We start from the raw sequence: 20,101 nt of genomic DNA, 5'->3' as shown, positions 1-20,101 counted from the left end.
AAATAAATAGATTTATAATAGTAATGAAAGTTATTCTTGGATGATTTCATAATGAGGAGAGAATAAAATGGTATGTGAAAAATGTAATAAAAGGCCTGCTACGGTACACGTAACAAAAATTTTAAATGATAAAAAGACAGAACTATATTTATGTGAACAATGTGCCAAGCAAAGTGAACAAATTCCTTTCGAAACATCTTTTTCTATCAATAATTTTTTAACAGGAATTCTTGATTCGATACAGGATTCGGCTATAAAAGTAGATTATATAAAAACAACAAAATGTGATCATTGTGGCATGACGTATGGAAAATTTAAGCAATTAGGAAGGCTTGGATGTGTTCAGTGTTACCATGCTTTTGAAGAAAAACTAACTACATTAATTAAACGGATCCAAGGAAATGAGAGTCATATAGGAAAAATACCAAAAAGAGCAGGAGGATCTATAAGAATTAGAAATGAAATAAAAGAACTAAAAAGTAGATTAGATAAAGCCATAAAGACAGAAGCTTTTGAAGAAGCTGTTGTACTTAGAGATAAAATTAGAGAACGTGAGAATCAATTAAATGGAAATAATGAGGAGGTGATGTGATGGCAAAGTGGATTGAACAGTGTGGACCGGATAAAGATATTATTATTAGCAGCAGAATTAGAGTTGCAAGAAATTTAGATGAATTTCCATTTCCGGTAGCGTTAACAAAAGCGAAAAGTAAAGCGGTCTTCGAATCGGTAACAAACGCCATAAACGAAAGCGTATTAACACATGATTTTGAAGGGGTATTATTACAAGAAGTAGATCCATTAGAAAGACAGGTTTTAGTAGAAAAGCATTTAATTAGCCCCAATTTGGCGCAAAATTATGAAAAGGGTGCAGCTTTTTTAAATAAGGATGAGTCCATAAGTATTATGATTAATGAAGAAGACCATATAAGAATTCAATGCTTACTTCCAGGATTTCAGTTGGATGAGGCTTGGGATATGGCGGAAAAGATGGATGATATATTAGAAGAACATGTAAAATATGCCTTCGATGAGAAATTAGGTTATTTAACATCTTGTCCGACAAATATAGGAACAGGCATCCGTGCATCCGTGATGATCCATCTACCAGCACTAACCATGACAGGATATATGAATAGAATTCTTCAAGCTGCAAGTCAAATTGGTTTAGCTGTAAGAGGGATCTATGGAGAGGGCACAGAATTTATTGGCAATGTTTTTCAAATTTCAAATCAATTAACATTGGGAAGAAGTGAAAAAGATATTATTGGAAATCTTAAGGATGTTACAAGACAAATTATTCAAAAAGAGAGAGATGCAAGAAGTACGCTATTATCCAATAATGGTGTGCAGCTAGAAGATAAGATTTACAGATCTTTTGGCATATTGTCTCATGCAAGAATCTTAACTTCACAAGAATGTATGAAGCTTTTATCAGATGTAAGATTAGGGATAGATACAGGTATTTTAAAAGATATTTATGTAGACAATATGAATGAAATTATGGTCATGATGCAACCTGCATATCTTCAAAAAATTGCACGAAAATCTTTAAGTAGTCAAGAAAGAGATATAAGACGAGCAAGTTTAGTAAGAGAAAAACTAGGAAATAAGAAAGAAGATGAATAATAGAGGATAAATGGTCAAATATAAATATACTAGGAGGTGTTTACGAATGGATATGTTTTCAAAATTTACAGAGAGAGCACAAAAGGTAGTACTCCTTTCACAAGAAGAAGCTAAAAGCCTGAAACATAATTACGTTGGAACAGAGCATGTTTTATTAGGCTTGGTAAAAGAAGGGGAAGGCATTGCTGCAAAAGCGTTAATAAATATGGGTGTAAGTTTAAAAGAAGTAAAGGCAAGAATTGCGAGTATGATTGGCATAGGAAGTGATTTGAATATAGAATTGCTTGGATTTACACCTCGAACAAAGAGAGTATTTGAACTTAGCTTTGCGGAAGCAAGAAGACTTGGACATAATTATATAGGAACGGAGCATTTACTATTAGGGCTTATTCGAGAAGGAGAAGGGGTAGCTGCAAAAATTTTGATTGATAGTGGTGTGAATTTTACAAAGGCAAGGGAAGAAGTAATGAAGTTACTAGGAAATCCGGCTCTAAAAAATAAAGGTGAAAGCGCTAAAGCACCAGATCAGAAGAATACCCCGACATTAAATGAATATGGAAGAGAATTAACAGAAATGGCTAGAGAAGGTAAGATTGACCCTGTAATTGGTAGAAGCAAAGAAATTGAAAGAGTTGTGCAGATATTAAGTAGAAGAACAAAAAATAATCCTTGCTTAATTGGAGAACCAGGGGTAGGAAAAACAGCAATAGCAGAAGGATTGGCACAAAAAATTGTTGAAGGAAATATTCCAGAAACATTAAAAAATAAGAGAGTTGTTACATTGGACTTGGCATCCATGGTTGCGGGTGCGAAATATCGTGGAGAATTTGAAGATCGGTTAAAAAAAGTAATGGCTGAGTTAAGAGAATCGAAAAATGTGATTCTTTTTATTGATGAGATGCATACCATTATTGGGGCAGGCGCTGCAGAAGGTGCCATTGATGCATCAAATATATTAAAGCCAGCTTTAGCCAGAGGGGAATTACAAGCGATTGGGGCAACAACACTAGATGAATATAGAAAGCATATTGAAAAGGATGCAGCGCTTGAGAGAAGATTCCAACCCATTCATGTGCAAGAGCCTACCGTAGAAGAAACGGTACAAATTTTAAAGGGATTAAGAGATAAATATGAAGCCCATCATGGCGTAAAAATAACAGATCAAGCATTAGAAGCTGCTGCAAACCTTTCACATCGATATATTACAGATCGATTTTTACCCGATAAAGCTGTAGATTTAATTGATGAAGCAGCATCAAAAATCAGATTGAAAATCGTGACACAGCCTCCAGCGCTGAAAGACCTTGAGGAAAAATTAGAAGAATTGGCAAAAGAAAAAGAAGAAGCGGTGAGTGCCCAAGATTTTGAAAAAGCAGCCAGCGTACGAGATAAAGAAAAAAAGATAAAAGAAGAATTAAATGATCGAAAAAATAATTGGAAAGTAGCTCAAAATGGTCAAGCAACTGTTGGAGAAGAAGCGATTGCTGAAACCGTATCTACTTGGACGGGAATTCCTGTTAAAAAACTTGCCCAAGAGGAATCTGAAAGACTGCTAAATATGGAAGATATTCTACATGAACGTGTGATTGGTCAAGCAGAATCTGTGAAAGCTGTGGCGAGAGCTGTAAGAAGAGCACGTGTAGGATTGAAAGATCCCAAAAGACCTATTGGTTCATTTATATTCTTAGGCCCTACTGGGGTAGGAAAGACAGAACTATCAAAGGCGTTAGCAGAAGTTTTATTTGGGGATGACGATAGTCTAATTCGTATAGACATGTCTGAGTACATGGAGAAACATGCTGTATCTCGGTTGATAGGTTCACCTCCAGGATATGTAGGATATGATGAAGGTGGACAGCTTACAGAAAAAGTAAGAAGAAAACCTTACAGCGTAATTTTATTTGATGAAATTGAAAAAGCGCATCCAGATGTATTTAACATATTGCTTCAGATATTAGATGATGGAAGACTTACAGATTCAAAGGGAAAAGTAGTTGATTTTAAAAATACAGTTATCGTCATGACATCAAATGTTGGGGCACACACCATCAAGAAACAAAAAACTTTAGGATTTACAGGTGATGTAGAAGATGAGAAACAAAGCGCCTATACAAAAATGAAAGAGAATGTGATGGAGGAATTAAGAAGAAAGTTTAGACCAGAATTTTTAAATAGATTAGATGATGTCATCGTATTCCATGTTTTAGAAAAAGAACATATTCATGAAATCGTAGAACTCATGATTGCAGATTTAACAAAGCGAATGAAAACATTAAATATAAAATTAGAGATATCAGAAGAAGCAAAAAAATTACTTGGAGAAAAAGGATTTAATCAAGAGTATGGTGCGAGACCACTAAAAAGAGCGATTACAAGAATGCTAGAAGATACATTGTCTGAGGAAATATTAAAGGGGAATATTTCAAAAAACGATGACATTTTTGTAGATGTAGAGGATGACAAAATACAATTTAAAAATAAATTGAAATTAGGTAAATAATTGTAATAAATAATCTTTAATAAAGCTGCTGCATATTTATGATGTAGCAGTTTTATACTTTCAAAACAATTTTTTTTGTGAAAAAGCTATTGTATACATAGTGGAAGTATGTTAATATTATAAAGATAGTGCGTCATTGAAAAACGATTGTTCTTAATGAACAAACAAAGAGGTGAAAGCATTGACGGATAGAAAATTTTTGATTATTGATACAGCGATTCTCCCAGAGATTTATGAAAAGGTATTAGAAACGAAAGAATTACTGAGGATGGGGAAAGCCAAAGGAATTACTGAAGCTACGCAAATGACAGGCATTAGCAGAAGTACTTTCTATAAATATAAAGATTTTATTTCTACGCCTTCCGAAGGAAGTAGAGGGCAAAAGGTAATTATTACGTTGTTATTAGAACATGCGCCAGGGAACTTATCGCAATTGTTAAATATAATGGCAGATTATAATGTAAACATATTAACCATTAATCAAGATATACCAATTAATGGTATTGCGAATTTGAGTATTACATTTGATATATCTAAAGCCAGTATTGGGATAGATGATATTCTAAATAAATTAAGAGCGTTAAAAGGAGCATCAAGAGTGGAATTGGTGGCTATGGAATAGTCTAAAAAAAATAAATTACTGGATAAGGATGGTTGCGCTATGTTTAAAATAAAAGTACCAGCAACGACTGCGAATATGGGCCCCGGGTATGATGTGCTTGGAATGGCTCTTGCGTTATATAATACGTTTGAAGTAGAACAGACAGTTCATGGAATAGAGATGGTAGGGTTTGGAGATATTCCTCCCCACGAAAATTTGGTATATAAAAGTATGCAGAAAGCATTAGATTTTTATGAGCATAAAGTAGATGGACTGCGGATTAGTGCAAAGAAAATCAATGTGCCTATGAGCAGAGGATTAGGAAGTAGTGCTACATGTATTGTTGGGGGCATTATGATTGCGAACAAGCTTATGAACAATACTTTAAGTAATGATGAGATTATAAGGATTGGAACGGAGATAGAAGGACATCCTGATAATATTGTACCAGCTGTAATTGGAGGAATGACAGTATCGATCTACGAAGAGGGCACCGTAACTTATTCTAAGGTAAATGTGTCAAAGGATTTAAGGTTTGTTGCAATGATTCCTGATTTTACTGTTTCTACCCATGAAGCAAGAAAAGTTGTTCCTGAGCGTTATAGTAAAGCGGACTGTATTTTTAATATAGGGAGAGTAGCAATGCTTGTAGCAGCTATGAATAATGGAGAGATTGAAAAATTGAGAATGGCGACAGAAGACAAAGTACATCAGCCCTATAGAGCTTCTTTAATTCCTAATATAGAGAATATTTTTAAACATGCAAAACAGATAGGTTCTAAAGCAGAATTTATTAGTGGTTCAGGATCTACTTTGATGGTGATCATTGATAAAGACAATATGAATTTTGAAAAAGATATGCAGTCGCTTTTAAAAAAAGTTCACGGATATTGGCAGATAAAAGTATTAAAAACCGATACAGAAGGTGTAAAAGTATTATAAATAGTAAAGGGTTTATAGTGTAGCACTATAAACCCTTTACTATTATTTTTTTCTGATAACAAAAGAATAGAATATGTCTATGGGTTCATTGACTATAGGAATATGAAAGTATAAAATCAGAATAGATAGGATATAGTTGTTATAAGAGCAAAAAGGAGACAGGGAGTAAGCAATGGCAAAAAAAGAAAAAACTATTTTTGTATGTCAAGATTGTGGATATGAAAGTCCAAAATGGATGGGACAATGTATATGTGGAAGTTGGAATACTATGGTAGAGGAGAAACTTTCATCTGTAGATGCTTATAAAAAATCACCAACCATCACAAATTCTACAAAACCCCTTCCCATTAAGGAAATAAAATCAGGGGCCTATGATCGATTTGATACCCATATAAATGAACTTAATCGCGTATTAGGAGGCGGACTTGTAAAGGGATCATTGACCCTCATATCAGGTGAACCAGGAATAGGTAAATCTACCCTTATATTACAGGCTAGTGGAACCATTGCAAAACAATATGGCACGGTGCTTTATGTATCAGGAGAAGAATCAGAAGAACAAATAAAAATGCGGGCAGAAAGACTAAATGCTATAGAGGATCAATTGATGATTGTATCAGAGACCAATGTGGATGTGATTAAAGGCTATATTGATGCATTAGATCCTATACTTGTGATTATCGATTCTATACAAACCTTATTCAAACCAGATTTATCTTCTGCTCCTGGCAGTGTTTCACAAGTTAGAGAATGTACCAATCATATTATGCATACGGCAAAAACAAAAGATATCCCTATTTTTATTGTAGCACATGTGACAAAAACAGGCGAACTGGCAGGACCTAGAATTCTTGAACATCTTGTTGATACGGTGCTTCATTTTACGGGGGAACGGACACAAGAATTTAGAGTCATTCGAGCGCTTAAAAATCGTTTTGGAACAACCAGTGAGATCGGTGTTTTTGAGATGAGAGAAGAAGGACTAGTAGAGGTGTCTAACCCATCAGAGATATTCTTAGAAGGATTAACGCCTGATACAGAAGGCGCTATTGTTATAAGTAGCATGGAAGGAACAAGGCCATTACTTTTGGAGATTCAAGCATTGGTTGCACCTACAAATCTAGGTTTTGCAAGAAGAGCAGCTATTGGAATTGATTTAAATCGATTGAATTTAATTTTAGCGGTTTTAGAGAAAAAGATAGGGATTCCTCTAATGAATCAAGATGTTTATGTAAATGTAGTAGGGGGATTAAAGCCGGAAGGTACTTCATCAGATTTGGGGGTAGCATTAGCCATCTATTCAAGTATGAGAGGATTACCAATTAAAACTACCACTACAATAGCCCTTGGAGAAATTGGACTCACTGGAGAATTAAGACCTGTTTCAAATATTGAAAGAATGATTAAAGAAGCAGGAAAAATGGGATTTAAGAAGTGTATATTACCTAAACAATGCATAAAAAAATTAAAAATAAATGAACCAATTGGACTAATAGGTGCAAACTCTTTAAAAGATGCTATCGATTGTATGTTTGTTGAAAATTAAATGTAAATAAGGGTTTCGTAGTAGAGGATAGATGTAATATAATAGGAAATATAGGATAAATAGGATTGGGAGGAAACTACAATTGGTAAGAGAAGATAAAATCAAAGAAGAAGGGATCATGGCATCTATGAAGATCTTAGCTCCGGGGACATCCTTAAGAGAAGGATTAGAAAATGTACTAAGGGCAAAGACAGGTGCACTGATTGTTATAGGGGATAATGAAGAAGTAATGAACCTCGTGGATGGAGGTTTTTATATAAATGTTGATTTATCAACTGCTTATTTATATGAGTTGGCAAAAATGGATGGTGCAATCATACTAACTTCTGATGCTAAAAAGATATTATATGCTAATACACAATTAATTCCTGACCCATCTATTCCTTCTTCAGAAACAGGCATAAGACATAGAACGGCTGAGCGGGTGGCACGGCAGACTGGATTGATTGTCATATCTATTTCACAGAGAAGAAACATTATAACGATTTACAAAGGATATTCAAAATACATTGTTCAAGACACAAACAAAATATTAAATAAAGCAAATCAAGCGATTCAAACACTAGAAAAATATAGAAAAGTATTAGACCAAGCCATGATCAATTTAAGTGGCTTAGAATTTGAAGATTTAGTTACTATTCACGATGTAGCGACAGTGCTACAAAGAACAGAAATGGTTATGCGTATTGTCTCAGAAATAGATAAGTATATAAGTGAATTAGGGAATGAAGGACGTCTTGTAAATATGCAATTAGAAGAATTGTTGGCCAATGTAAGAGAAGATGGAAAACATGTTATTGAAGATTATAGGGTGCAATCAGAGGATTTAGAGTACATCCAAATTAGCAGACAAATCAAAAATTTATCTTCAGAGGAATTATTGGATTTATCGAACATTGGAAAAATTTTAGGGTATCATGGAGGATTAAACGTTTTGCTAGATACACTTGTTTCTCCAAGAGGATATCGAATTTTGAGCAAAATTCCAAGACTTCCTGCTGCAGTCATTCAAAATGTAGTAGATCATTTTAAAGACTTTCAAAAGATCCTAAAAGCATCTATTGAAGAATTAGATGATGTAGAAGGAATTGGCGAAATAAGGGCAAGAGCTATAAAAGAAGGGCTGAGAAGAGTACAAGAGCAAGTATTATTAGATAGACATATTCGCTAAGAGATAAAAAAAGCACCTATGTATGGGTGCTTTTTAATAGAGACTATATTTTCCAAGCGTATCGATACTTTTACATTGTTTTTTAAAAATTTCATGTAGATCAAGGTCTAATGTGTTGCAAAGCGCTACGAGATAAAACAGATGATTGCCCATCTCTTTTTCTATCTTGTCTTTACAAATATCACAAAGATCTCCAGAAACATGATTGTTCATAAAATCATGCAATTCTTTATAAGAAATGGTTTCAGGTATCGTTTGTTTTTTTCCATCTACATGGATGCAACCACAGCTTGTAGCAGATTTTATAATGGATCTGTTAACTTTTGAACAACTTTCTTGATATTTAGAGATAATATCAAGAATACTTTTATGTCGAATTAACACTTCTGAAACACTATCTTGAAATTTATTAATAATAGAATCACACATTTATTTTATCACCTCTGCACAATGGATTAAGAATTTTGTAATTTAATTCTAGCATACTATAGTTGAAAATTAAAGGGTATTCAATTAAATTTAAGAGTTGGAAAATAATTCAATTTAATAGAAAAAGGGGAAAACGCTTGTTTTCACAAAAAAAAATAAAATATACCTTTAAAACTTATAAAATAAAGTTGACAACAATAAAATCGTATGATAAAATTATTATTTTCTTGACAAAACTAGGCCTTGTATTGTATACTAAATATAAGTTATGTGCAATGCGGGAGGTTTTGCTTAATGTTTAATATCGGTGATAAGGTTGTTTATCCTATGCATGGTGCGGGAATTATTGAAGCAATAGAAGAAAAAGAGATATTAGGGAAAAAACGAAAATATTATATTATGAAGATGCCTCTAGGAGAGATGAAAGTGATGATACCTCTTGACAATGTAGAAGATATTGGACTAAGAGAAATCATATCATTAACAGAGGTAGATCAAGTAATGGCTATACTCAATGACGATATTTCCAAAATGCCTCAAAATTGGAATCGGCGATATAGAGCGAACATGGATAAGATTAAGAGTGGAGATATTTATGAGGTTGCAATGGTAGTAAGAAATCTAACGCTTAGAGATCGAGAAAAAGGCTTGTCAACAGGAGAAAAAAAAATGCTAGCAAATGCAAAACAAATTTTGATTAGTGAAGTTGTATTAGCAGGGAATATGGAAGAAAAAACTGCGGAAGAACTGGTAGATACATCTATTCAATAAATCTTATGGAATGTGGAGCGTCTGAAGGCGCTTCACTTTTTGCCGTAAATGGGTTTTTATTACTAAAATGTATAAATGTTATTGAAAAGAGGGGTCATTTAGTTATAAAATAAAATTAGCATGGTTATACTTTTAAGATAGGAGGTGAAACATTATGTTTAATAAAATCGTCAGAGGCGCATTGACATTAGCTGGCGTTTCGGTTGGATATGCAATCGCTATGCTGTTAGTAAAATTAGCTACAATCCAGAGTCTAATACAGATTCCTGAGATTACCCCCATTATGGGTATTGTCATTCGTGTTATAGGTGTGGTTGCGGGTGGAATCATATTTTTTATTATTACTCCCTGGTTGATGGAAAAAGGCGTAAGTTCAGCAAATTTTGTGGAAGGAGAGCTTCAAAAGATTCCTACTACAGATATGTTGATTGGTGCAATTGGATTGATCATTGGATTGGTTATTGCATACTTAATCAGCAATTTATTGATGGGTATTTCTATTCCGTTAGTTGGTACAATTCTGTCTATTATGCTATATATCTTTTTAGGGTATTTAGGCGTAAGCTTAGCTACTAAGAAACGAGACGATTTAGGGAATCTATCTGCATTATTTAAAAGAAATATACCGTTGAAAGAAAAAGTTGAGACGAAAAAAGAAATTAGTAGTATACCAAAGGTATTAGATACGAGCGTAATTATTGATGGGAGAATTGCAGACATTACTCGAACAGGATTTGTAGAAGGACCTATTGTGATCCCAGAGTTTGTTCTTGAAGAATTGAGGCATATTGCAGATTCTTCAGATAGCTTAAAAAGAGCAAGGGGTAGAAGAGGATTAGATATTTTAAATCTTATACGAAAAGAACTTGCAGTAGAAGTTCAAATTACAGATAAGGATTTTGAAGATGTAGCAGAAGTAGATATTAAACTTTTAAAACTTGCTCAGTTTATGGGTGGAAAAGTTGTAACCAATGACTATAATTTAAATAAGGTAGCTGAACTGCAAGGGGTACCAGTTTTAAATATTAATGAACTTGCCAATGCAGTAAAACCAGTGGTGTTACCTGGAGAAGAGATGGTTGTACAAGTGATTAAAGAAGGAAAAGAATCAGGGCAAGGGGTTGCGTACTTAGATGATGGAACCATGATTGTTGTAGAAGGTGGAAGAAAGCACATTGGGCAGACTATGGGTGTGTTAGTTACCAGTGTACTACAAACAGCCGCAGGGAGAATGATCTTTGCAAAGCCAAAATTATTAGTTGATAAATCAGCATAATCCTTTATAATAAAATTATACCCAGCTTATGCTGGGTTTTGTTTTTTTCTTATCTGTTCATACAATAGGAGTGAAAAATATGAGAGAAGGAAAATTTATTTCGGCTATTATTGCAGCTGCAGGGCAAGGAAAAAGAATGCAGCGTAAGATTAATAAACAGTACTTAAATCTTCATGATAAACCTATACTTGCACATACCCTTGAAATTTTTGAAAAATGTACATCCATAGATGAAATTATTGTGGTAACACATGAGAATGAAGTGACATATTGTAAAGAAAAGGTCATAAAATATTATGGATATGATAAAGTGGAAAAAGTCATAACAGGAGGATCTGAGCGACAAGAATCTATATTTAATGGATTGAAGGAAGTAGATGAAAAATGTCATATTGTTGTGATTCATGATGGGGCAAGACCCTTTATAAGAGAGAAACAAATTTTAGAGAGTATAGATGAAGCCATAAAACATAAAGCAGTAGGCATAGGGGTTCCTGTAAAAGATACAATTAAAATAGTAGATGAAGGAAAAAATATTATGAATACCCCTAATAGAAAATTTCTTTGGGCTATACAAACACCTCAGACGTTTGATTATCAGTTATTGCTACAAAGCCATAAAAGGGCCATAGAGGATGGATACATAGGTACAGATGATACAGTTTTGGTAGAAAGAATGGGTCAAAAGGTAAAGATGATTATGGGGAGTTATGACAATATCAAGATCACTACCCCGGAAGACATATATATAGGAGAAGCAATTTTAAAAAATAGAAAGCTTGATGACAGGTAAGGGAGGGATGAAACATGCGTGTTGGCATGGGATATGATGTACATAAATTAGTTGAAGGAAGAAAATTAATTCTTGGTGGTATTACAATTCCTTATGAAAAAGGTCTATTAGGACATTCTGATGCAGATGTATTACTGCATGCTATAAAGGATGCAGTACTTGGTGCTGCAGCACTTGGCGATATTGGCAAGCACTTTCCAGATACAGATGAAAAATTTAAAGGGGCATCTAGTATAAAATTATTGTCAGAAGTGAACAATATGATTAATAAAAGTGGGTATAAAGTAAACAATGTAGATGCAACAATTATTGCTCAAAAGCCGAAGATGGCACCTCATATAGAGAAAATGAGAAAGAATATAGCCGATACATTAGGTGTAGACGTTGATTTTATAAATGTAAAAGCAACGACTACCGAAGGATTAGGTTTTACAGGTAGTGGAGAAGGGATTGCAGCCCAAGCCATTGTAAGTATCGAAAGATTATATTGACAAATAAGATTGAATTGGGTAATATATATTTAAGTTTAATTAAAAATAGTAAGTTACGTTGATAGGGAATAGTAGAATGGATTATCCTTTCAGAGAGCAAAGTTCATAGGCTGAGAAACTTTGTAAGAGATTACTTTTCGAACCCACCCTGGAGTGAAAGACTGAAAAACAGTAAGTCTTTACGGTGCTAGACCGTTATAACTAGGCTAAGTGAACTCGTTTTGAGTTAACTAGAGTGGTACCGCGGAAAAATTTACCTTTCGTCTCTATATGATGACGAAGGGTTTTTTTATTTGAAAAAAAAGAAATAGTATATAAAGAGAGGAGCATTTATATGGCAAAGAAAGAGAAACAATTTGTTGAGGATATTACACCTATGGAGGTTGATTTTCCACAATGGTATACAGATGTTATTTTAAAAACAGATATGGTAGATTATTCACCAGTAAAAGGATTTATGGTAATCAAACCATATGGCTATGCAATCTGGGAAAATATCCAAAAATATATGGATCAAAAATTTAAAGACACAGGACACCAAAACTTATATTTTCCATTACTTATCCCAGAGAGTTTATTGAAAAAAGAAGCGGAGCACGTTGAAGGATTTGCACCAGAGGTAGCGTGGGTAACCCATGGAGGAGACGAAGAACTTGCTGAAAGACTATGTGTACGACCTACATCAGAAACCATTATTTGTTCTATGTATTCAAAATGGTTAAATTCATATAGAGAATTACCGTACCTTTATAATCAATGGTGTAGTGTTGTAAGATGGGAAAAATCTACGAGACCTTTCTTAAGAACATCAGAATTCTTATGGCAAGAAGGACACACACTACATGAAACGTATGAAGATGCCCAAGCAGAAACATTACAAATGCTTGACATTTATAAACAAACAGCAGAAGAACTATTGGCAATACCTGTTGTAACAGGACAAAAGAGCGAAAAGGAGAAGTTTGCAGGTGCACATGCAACCTACACAATGGAAGCATTAATGCATGATGGAAAAGCACTACAAGCAGGAACATCTCATAACCTAGGGCAACATTTTACAAAAGCCTTTGAGATTACTTTTTTAGGAAGAAATGGAGAAATAGAAAATCCATATCATACATCATGGGGTGTATCTACAAGATTAATTGGTGGAATTATCATGGTTCATGGAGATAATAGGGGGTTAGTGCTTCCGCCAAGAGTAGCGCAAACACAAGTTGTAATAGTTCCTATTGCACAGCATAAAGAAGGCGTTTTAGACAAAGCTTATGAATTAAAGAAAGTACTTGGAGGAGAGATTAGAATAAAGATTGATGATAATGAAAACTACTCACCGGGTTGGAAATTCAATGAATGGGAAATGAAAGGTGTGCCAATTCGTATAGAAGTAGGACCTAGGGATATTGAAAAGAATCAAGTAATGATCTTTAGAAGAGATACATTAGAGAAGTGGGCTGTTTCAATGGATGGATTAAAAGAAACAGTAAAGAAGCTTTTAGATGATATTCATGACAATATGCTTGAAAAAGCACGTAAGTATAGAGATGAAAAAACATATTATGTAACAAGCTTAGAAGAATTGAAAAAAAACCAAGAAGAAAGACCTGGCTTTGCAAAGGCTATGTGGTGTGGAGAACGTAATTGCGAGGAACATGTAAAGGCAGAAACAGGCGCATCTATAAGATGTATTCCATTTGAACAAGAGGATTTAGGGGATAAGTGTCATTTCTGTGGAAAAGAAGCAAAACATATGATCTATGTAGCAAGAGCATACTAAAAGAGATCTAGGGTGGTTATGATCATAACCGCCTTTCTTTATAAAAAATAGCAATTTACAAGGGAGGAGATTATATTATGAGAGCCTCAAAAATTTATTTACATACGTTAAAGGAAGTCTCTTCAGAAATTGAAAAGACTTCTGAAAAGCTGCTCATCAGAGGGAGTATGATGCGGAAAGTTGGCGGGAGCTATGCGTATTTACCATTAGGAAATAGGGTTATTGAGAAAATAAATAAAATAGCGAAAAAAGTATTTGATGAAGCAGGGATACAAGAATTTACCATGCTTTCACCAGCAAGTGAAGAAATATATACACAACTTGTAAAAAAAGACTTAAAGTCGTACAAGCAGCTGCCTTTTGGATTTTATCAAGTGCAAACAGGGTGTCGAAATCTAGAGAATAAAAAGGGGAGCATTCATTTTTCTATCGCTACTTTTGATAAAGATCTAGAAGGTCTAAATCAACACTTTGAAGATTTACACACAATTTATACAGAGATCTTTGAAAAATGTGGATTACCTACAGTACAAGTGAAAGATATCCACAATGCAGAAGAAATCCTATCCGGTAAATTTGTAGGATTTTCAGATGAAGGCAAGGAAGAAATCGCTTTATGTAAAGAGTGTGGTTATAAAGCAACTAGAAAGCGTGCGAGATCTATTGTAGATCTACCGAAGCAGGATGCGGGAATGTTCCCATTAGAAGAAGTTTATACGCCAAATGTAAAAACGATTGAAGAACTCAATCAATTTTTAGATGTGGCAGAAGAGCGATTGATGAAATGCTTGTTACTAAAAGGAGAGGATCAATTTGTCGCTGCATTTATTCGAGGCGATCGAGATTTAAATCTAACAAAACTAGAAGATGGGCTAAATTTAGAACCGATGACATTAACCTTTGCAGAGGCTGAAGATGTGGAACGTATTACAGGGGCAAAAACAGGTTTTGCAGGTCCGATTGGGATAAAAGATGTTACTATCGTTGTAGATGATGAAGTTGTACAAATGAAAAATGCGATTGCTGGTGGCAATAAAACAGATTATCATATTAAAAACGTAAACTATGAAAGAGATTTTAAGGCTGATTATATCCTAGATATAAAAACCATAAAAGAAGGAGACAAATGCCCAAACTGCAACGGGCATATATCCATTGAAAGAGCCAACCATCTGGGAGAAATAAAAAAGCTAAAAACAGATTACAGCCAAAAAATAGGGGCTACATTTATTGATGCGTTTGGAAAAGAACAACCTGTATTTATGGGTAAATATACACTAGATATTACAAAAGTATTATCTGGCATTGCAGATGCACATCATGATGAAAGTGGAATCATATGGCCAATGCGTGTTGCACCTTTTCATACGATCGTGACAATCGTGAATGCCAAGAAGGAAGAACAAGTTCTTTTAGGAGAAAAAATATATAAAACATTATTGGATGCGGATATTGAAGTGTTGTTAGATGATAGAAATGAAAGAGCAGGAGCTAAGTTTAAAGATGCAGATCTTTTAGGGATTCCTGTAAGCATTACGGTAGGTAAAAGAGCAGCAGAAGGTATTGTAGAGTTTAAGTTAAGAGATCAAGAAGAAAAGCAAGAAATAACTTATGATGAAGCAATTGGGAATGTAGTAGATTTGTTTTAAAAAGCAAATATAAGGTGAAGTGTATGAATGTTCATTAGATGTAGAATAGCTTAAGAAATTAATGAATAAACTCCTTGAGGAATAATCAAGGAGTTTAACTGTTACTTAAACATATTTTTGCATTTCGCGTAATGAAAGTATAATTGAAGTGACTGGTGGCATATACCATGTCATTCAAAGCGGAAATACAAGGTTATTAACAGGCACCTTATCTAAATTAAGGGGGGCTACTAATGAAAAATAGGAAAAAGTTTTTAATATGGTTACTTTTTTTTGTAACAATATTTTTGAATGTTATGGGGATATATACCTTGGTTGAATTAAACAGTACTGATTCCAATATAGTTAGAAAACAAGCAATAAAAGGAGCAATTAATGTAGGTGAAGATATATTAGAACAAAAGAAGTTAATCATGCTAAATGGAGAATGGGAATTTTATCCTAATAATTTTTATTATCCCAAAGATTTTATTCATAACCAAGGTGAAAATAAAATTTTATTACAATTTCCAGGGTCATGGGAAGGTATGAAATATCATAATAAGACTTTAAATTCTAATGGATATGGTACATATAGATTAATCATAAAAAGTGAGATGTTATCAAAAGAAGTAGGTATGCTCTTTTCCTCTGCGCCCGCTGAGGCTTATAGAGTTTATGTAAATGGAGAAGAAGCTTTTTCTGTAGGCAATCCAGGGACAAATAAAGAAAATACTATACAAGAATATAAAACGCAGCTGTATCATTTTTAATTAAGCAAGGAAATCGAAATCATTATACATACATGTAATTATAATTTCACATTAGGTGGTTTCTTTAAGCCGATTATAATAGGAGATAAAATAGAAGTAGAAAAAAGAAATAATTATAATTTATATAGAGATTTTTTTGTATTAGGAGCATTAACTATAGTCATATTATATTTTGGTTTAATATGGCTTTCAAATAAAGAAAGTATTAGGGCAGAATTATATATTATTATGGTTTCTATATTAAGTATATTGTATACAATATCAAATAACGGGATGCTAATAAGGACTATTTTCCCTCATATTCCGTTTAAAGTATATAATGCTTTGTTTTATACATTGCCTATATGTGGAACAAGTTTCTATATTTTTATGTTATGTCATTTGTTCGAGGAAGAATGCTTTTTAAAAATAAAAAAAATTACTATAATGAAAGCTATATTATTTATGAGTGTAAATATATTTCTACCTATTCATTTTATTGGTAAGATTATTAATATTGCAAACTTTATAGCTATTTTGGAATTCACATATGGACTTTATGTTATATCTAAAGTAATCATTAAGGGAAAAGAATATGGTATTTCTCTTGCTTTAGGAACAATTGCATTAGTAGTATCCATTATTTATGACGCTTTATATTTTAATGGGGGTATAACAAAAACAAGCGGTGTTATTTCACCGATAGGATTAAGTATTTATATATTATGTTATGCAGTGAGTATTGGTAGGAGATATGAAAAATCTTATAAAGAAATTAAAGAACTGTCTAATGAATTACTAGAGATGGATAAAATAAAAGATGAATTTTTAACCAATACTTCTCATGAGTTAAGAACACCCCTTAATAGCATTATAACGATTACAAAATCTTTATTAGAACAAAGGGAAACTGAATTAAACGTCAATGAGAAGGAATCTCTTTCTTTAGTTGTTTCTAGTGGTGAAAGGTTGAAAAATCTAATTAATGATATACTAGATTATTCTAGGTTAAGGGAAGGGAAATTTATTTTAATAAAAAGCCATTTTGATCTCTCAAAAACCATTGATAATATTTTGAAAGAATTTGAACCAATGATTAAAAGCAAAAATATAAGTATTTTGAATAATATAGAGGAGTCTTTAAAATCGATTTATGCTGATAAATATAGAATGATACAAGTTATTTATAATATCGTTGGTAACGCAGTAAAATTCACACCATTAAATGGAAATATTGTTGTTACAGGTTATGAAAAGGATAATATTGTAACGATCAGTATAAAAGATACTGGCATAGGGATACAAAATGATAAATTGGATATCATTTTTAATGCCTTTGAACAGGGGACATATAGTATAACAAAAAAATACGGCGGAATGGGCTTAGTATTTCAAAACAGATTGTAAAAGTGCATGAAGGAGAAATTGATGTAGAAAGTGAAATTCATAAAGGATCTACATTTACAATAAAAATACCTAACATTATAAATGAAAATAGGATAGAAGAAGTGCATAATCCTTTTGTAAAAAATTTAACTTTGAAAAAAGAAAATAAAATTAGCATGAAGGGCAATAAGAAAGAAACCATCGTTATTATAGATGATAATTTTTCGAATATTTTTGGGGTAACCAACATTTTGAAAGGGGAAGGTTATTCTATCAAAGGATTTATGAATGCTGAAGATGGAATAAAAGAAATATTTGAAAATAAAAATGTCTTTGTGGCAATTATAGATTTAATGATGCCTGAACTATCAGGTTATGAAGTAACAAAGCGTATTCGTGAAAGATTTATGATGACTGAAATACCAATCATCATTATGACAGCTAGAATACAAACAGATAGTATGACAAAAAGTTTTGAAGCTGGAGCAAATGATTTTTTAAATAATCCTTTTGAATCAGAAGAACTGAAAGCTAGGATCAACACTTTGGTAAACTTAAAGAAAATTTCACAAAAATCCATAAACAACGAAATTGCTTTATTACATGCGCAAGTTAATCCTCGTTTTCTATATAATACAATGAATTCTATTGTTGCATGTTGCTATGAAGATTCAGAAAAGGCAGCAGATATTATTATTAATCTTTCAGATTATTTGAGGCATACTTTTGATTATGATGCCAATATAAATGCAATACCTTTAAGTAAAGAAATTCGATTAATAAAAGAATATTTATATATTGAAAAGATTAGATATGATGATTTATTAGAATATGAGATAGATTTTAGAAATGAAGAAAATATTGTTATACCACCATTCAGTATTCAAACCTTAGTAGAAAATGCAGTAAGACACGGTATTATAAAGAAACCTAAAGGTGGGAAAGTAACCATTACAGGTGGTTTTAAAGAAGATTTTTATCAAATCATTGTAGCAGATAATGGTGTGGGCATAAAACAAAAAAAATTAAAGGAAATATTAGCAGAAGAAACACAAGAAATAAAAGGATTGGGTATAAATAGTGTAAGAAAGAGAATGAAAGCAATGTATGGAACAGATATCAACATTATAAGCGAATATTTAAAAGGAACAAAAATAGTAATAAAAGTTAGGAGACAATAAAACATGTTAACAGCCATATTATTTGATGATGAAAATCTGGCATTGAATGTATTTAATATTCAACTAGGAAAGATTAACAAAACAAAAGTTTTGGGACAATATTTAGACTGCGAGAAATTGATCAAAGGAGTAGAAGAATATAAACCTAATATTGCATTTGTTGATATAGAAACACCTAATGAAAATGGAATAGAAATTGCTAAAAATATTAAGAAAATAAGTCCCAAAACAGAAATTGTCTTTGTAACAGCACATAAACAATATGCATATGAAGCCTATGAATTAGAAGCCATTGATTATTTGTTAAAACCTATTAAAAGAGAAAGATTAGAGCGAGTCATTGATAGGATTAGGAATAAAATGGGTAAGATTAATCCTATAGAAAATTCATTTCAAGTTTATACTATGTCAAAATTCTATATAAAAAATGCTCAAGGGGAAATAGTAAAATGGAGAACCAAAAAAGTTGAAGAATTAATGGCATTTTTCATTCATAATAAGGGGAATGCATTAAGTTCGGATATCATAATTGAAGGGATCTGGAGTGAGAAAGACAGTGAAAAGGCAAAAAGAATATTATATACAAGTATGTATTATTTAAAGAAAAATTTAAAAGAATATAATGTTGATATAAGGATAGACAAAAAAACATATAGCATTTTAAATGAGAATATGATTGATGATGCAGTGATGATTATTGGATATATGGAAGATATAAATAAGATTAATGAACAAAGTATCAATAAATATAATAAAGTTTTATCAATGTATAAAGGTGGCTATATGGAGTTCAATCATTATTTGTGGAGCAATGGAAAAAGATTACAAATTGAGACAAAGTTTATACAACTATCAAAAGATGTCATAAGGTATTATGAAAGGAATCATGATTACAGCAAAATGATGGCAGTACTTAATAAGTTATTATCCATAAATGATTATGAGGAAGAGCTATATATTCAATATATGGAGGCTTGTAAAAAATCTAATAATGATATTGAATTTAATAGAATCAATCAAAAGTATAAAGAAATAATGGGAGAAATTTAAAAGAATATAGAAAAACAACAATACTCTAATCAAGTATTGTTGTTTTTTGTTGAGATTTTGTTAACGTGTAATTCGATATAATATATTAATTGTCGATTCTCAAATTAAAGTAGCAAAAATTCTCGGATTAAATGGGTATACAATAGGATAAAAAATCAAACGGTTCTCAGATTAAATA

Annotated in this window: 18 protein-coding genes and 1 other annotated feature; of the genes, 17 read left to right on the top strand and 1 reads right to left on the bottom strand. The window is 32.5% G+C overall.

The annotated features are described in order from the left end of the window. Positions 1 to 67: 67 nt before the first annotated feature. The 7 genes from EV214_RS15590 (at position 68) to disA (ending at position 8,389) form a co-directional block, all read left to right on the top strand. On the top strand, positions 68 to 592 hold the full coding sequence (locus EV214_RS15590) for a UvrB/UvrC motif-containing protein (protein ID WP_132247401.1): 525 nt from the start codon (positions 68 to 70) through the stop codon (positions 590 to 592). Next, positions 592 to 1,629: a protein arginine kinase gene (locus EV214_RS15585; RefSeq protein WP_132247399.1), complete on the top strand. Its 1,038-nt coding sequence runs from the start codon at positions 592 to 594 to the stop codon at positions 1,627 to 1,629. Before EV214_RS15590 ends, EV214_RS15585 begins: the two co-directional genes overlap by 1 nt. Positions 1,630 to 1,675: 46 nt before the next feature. After that, positions 1,676 to 4,129: an ATP-dependent Clp protease ATP-binding subunit gene (locus EV214_RS15580; protein WP_132247397.1), complete on the top strand. Its 2,454-nt coding sequence runs from the start codon at positions 1,676 to 1,678 to the stop codon at positions 4,127 to 4,129. A 181-nt stretch (positions 4,130 to 4,310) separates the two neighbouring features. Further along, positions 4,311 to 4,751: an ACT domain-containing protein gene (locus tag EV214_RS15575; protein WP_132247395.1), complete on the top strand. Its 441-nt coding sequence runs from the start codon at positions 4,311 to 4,313 to the stop codon at positions 4,749 to 4,751. Positions 4,752 to 4,790: 39 nt separating this feature from the next. Continuing rightward, the gene (gene thrB / locus EV214_RS15570; RefSeq protein WP_132247393.1) at positions 4,791 to 5,672 is read left to right on the top strand and encodes a homoserine kinase; all 882 of its coding nucleotides are present in this window, start codon (positions 4,791 to 4,793) and stop codon (positions 5,670 to 5,672) included. Between the two features lie 172 nt (positions 5,673 to 5,844). Next, complete coding sequence (gene radA, locus EV214_RS15565) at positions 5,845 to 7,218, top strand: DNA repair protein RadA (protein ID WP_132247391.1); 1,374 nt, start codon at positions 5,845 to 5,847, stop codon at positions 7,216 to 7,218. Positions 7,219 to 7,300: 82 nt separating this feature from the next. Next, entirely contained in the window at positions 7,301 to 8,389 is a 1,089-nt protein-coding gene (gene disA / locus EV214_RS15560; RefSeq protein ID WP_279233140.1) for a DNA integrity scanning diadenylate cyclase DisA, read from the top strand. Between the two features lie 33 nt (positions 8,390 to 8,422). On the opposite strand, the gene EV214_RS15555 is transcribed toward disA, so the two are convergent. Further along, positions 8,423 to 8,818, bottom strand: coding sequence for a nucleoside triphosphate pyrophosphohydrolase family protein (locus EV214_RS15555; RefSeq protein ID WP_132247389.1), 396 nt, complete (start codon positions 8,816 to 8,818; stop codon positions 8,423 to 8,425). A 294-nt stretch (positions 8,819 to 9,112) separates the two neighbouring features. On the opposite strand from EV214_RS15555, the gene EV214_RS15550 reads away from it, so the two are divergent. The 10 genes from EV214_RS15550 to EV214_RS15505 all read left to right on the top strand — a co-directional run bounded on the left by EV214_RS15550 (position 9,113) and on the right by EV214_RS15505 (position 19,923). Beyond that, positions 9,113 to 9,589 (top strand): CarD family transcriptional regulator, encoded by a 477-nt coding sequence (locus tag EV214_RS15550; protein ID WP_132247387.1) that lies wholly within the window; start codon positions 9,113 to 9,115, stop codon positions 9,587 to 9,589. A gap of 154 nt (positions 9,590 to 9,743) precedes the next feature. Further along, the gene (locus EV214_RS15545) at positions 9,744 to 10,865 is read left to right on the top strand and encodes a PIN/TRAM domain-containing protein (protein ID WP_132247385.1); all 1,122 of its coding nucleotides are present in this window, start codon (positions 9,744 to 9,746) and stop codon (positions 10,863 to 10,865) included. Between the two features lie 79 nt (positions 10,866 to 10,944). Further along, positions 10,945 to 11,658: a 2-C-methyl-D-erythritol 4-phosphate cytidylyltransferase gene (gene ispD, locus EV214_RS15540; RefSeq protein WP_132247383.1), complete on the top strand. Its 714-nt coding sequence runs from the start codon at positions 10,945 to 10,947 to the stop codon at positions 11,656 to 11,658. Positions 11,659 to 11,672: 14 nt separating this feature from the next. Further along, entirely contained in the window at positions 11,673 to 12,149 is a 477-nt protein-coding gene (gene ispF, locus EV214_RS15535) for a 2-C-methyl-D-erythritol 2,4-cyclodiphosphate synthase (RefSeq protein ID WP_132247381.1), read from the top strand. Positions 12,150 to 12,198: 49 nt separating this feature from the next. Further along, positions 12,199 to 12,420 (top strand) — a binding site (T-box leader). Positions 12,421 to 12,483: 63 nt separating this feature from the next. Further along, positions 12,484 to 13,926, top strand: a complete 1,443-nt coding sequence (gene proS, locus EV214_RS15530; protein ID WP_132247379.1) for a proline--tRNA ligase — start codon at positions 12,484 to 12,486, stop codon at positions 13,924 to 13,926. A gap of 77 nt (positions 13,927 to 14,003) precedes the next feature. Continuing rightward, complete coding sequence (proS, locus tag EV214_RS15525) at positions 14,004 to 15,575, top strand: proline--tRNA ligase (RefSeq protein WP_132247377.1); 1,572 nt, start codon at positions 14,004 to 14,006, stop codon at positions 15,573 to 15,575. A 233-nt stretch (positions 15,576 to 15,808) separates the two neighbouring features. Then, positions 15,809 to 16,327: a hypothetical protein gene (locus tag EV214_RS15520; RefSeq protein ID WP_132247375.1), complete on the top strand. Its 519-nt coding sequence runs from the start codon at positions 15,809 to 15,811 to the stop codon at positions 16,325 to 16,327. 12 nt (positions 16,328 to 16,339) lie between these two features. Continuing rightward, complete coding sequence (locus tag EV214_RS15515) at positions 16,340 to 17,713, top strand: sensor histidine kinase (RefSeq protein WP_330571326.1); 1,374 nt, start codon at positions 16,340 to 16,342, stop codon at positions 17,711 to 17,713. Positions 17,714 to 17,715: 2 nt separating this feature from the next. Beyond that, positions 17,716 to 18,873 (top strand): response regulator, encoded by a 1,158-nt coding sequence (locus EV214_RS15510; RefSeq protein WP_132247371.1) that lies wholly within the window; start codon positions 17,716 to 17,718, stop codon positions 18,871 to 18,873. A 3-nt stretch (positions 18,874 to 18,876) separates the two neighbouring features. Beyond that, complete coding sequence (locus EV214_RS15505; RefSeq protein WP_132247369.1) at positions 18,877 to 19,923, top strand: response regulator; 1,047 nt, start codon at positions 18,877 to 18,879, stop codon at positions 19,921 to 19,923. Positions 19,924 to 20,101: the final 178 nt, after the last annotated feature.

Source organism: Marinisporobacter balticus, from assembly GCF_004345705.1.
Lineage (GTDB): Bacteria > Bacillota > Clostridia > Peptostreptococcales > Thermotaleaceae > Marinisporobacter > Marinisporobacter balticus.
The sequence above is the reverse complement of the archived record's forward strand: the minus strand, read 5'-3'. Positions and strand labels throughout refer to the sequence as shown.

Coding starts and splice junctions, on each gene's coding strand:
- EV214_RS15590 (WP_132247401.1), top strand. CDS start 68: ATGGTATGTGAAAAATGTAATAAAAGGCCTGCTACGGTACACGTAACA.
- EV214_RS15505 (WP_132247369.1), top strand. CDS start 18,877: ATGTTAACAGCCATATTATTTGATGATGAAAATCTGGCATTGAATGTA.
- proS (WP_132247379.1), top strand. CDS start 12,484: ATGGCAAAGAAAGAGAAACAATTTGTTGAGGATATTACACCTATGGAG.
- ispF (WP_132247381.1), top strand. CDS start 11,673: ATGCGTGTTGGCATGGGATATGATGTACATAAATTAGTTGAAGGAAGA.
- EV214_RS15545 (WP_132247385.1), top strand. CDS start 9,744: ATGTTTAATAAAATCGTCAGAGGCGCATTGACATTAGCTGGCGTTTCG.
- proS (WP_132247377.1), top strand. CDS start 14,004: ATGAGAGCCTCAAAAATTTATTTACATACGTTAAAGGAAGTCTCTTCA.
- EV214_RS15555 (WP_132247389.1), bottom strand. CDS start 8,818: ATGTGTGATTCTATTATTAATAAATTTCAAGATAGTGTTTCAGAAGTG.
- radA (WP_132247391.1), top strand. CDS start 5,845: ATGGCAAAAAAAGAAAAAACTATTTTTGTATGTCAAGATTGTGGATAT.
- thrB (WP_132247393.1), top strand. CDS start 4,791: ATGTTTAAAATAAAAGTACCAGCAACGACTGCGAATATGGGCCCCGGG.
- EV214_RS15580 (WP_132247397.1), top strand. CDS start 1,676: ATGGATATGTTTTCAAAATTTACAGAGAGAGCACAAAAGGTAGTACTC.
- EV214_RS15585 (WP_132247399.1), top strand. CDS start 592: ATGGCAAAGTGGATTGAACAGTGTGGACCGGATAAAGATATTATTATT.
- ispD (WP_132247383.1), top strand. CDS start 10,945: ATGAGAGAAGGAAAATTTATTTCGGCTATTATTGCAGCTGCAGGGCAA.
- EV214_RS15520 (WP_132247375.1), top strand. CDS start 15,809: ATGAAAAATAGGAAAAAGTTTTTAATATGGTTACTTTTTTTTGTAACA.
- EV214_RS15550 (WP_132247387.1), top strand. CDS start 9,113: ATGTTTAATATCGGTGATAAGGTTGTTTATCCTATGCATGGTGCGGGA.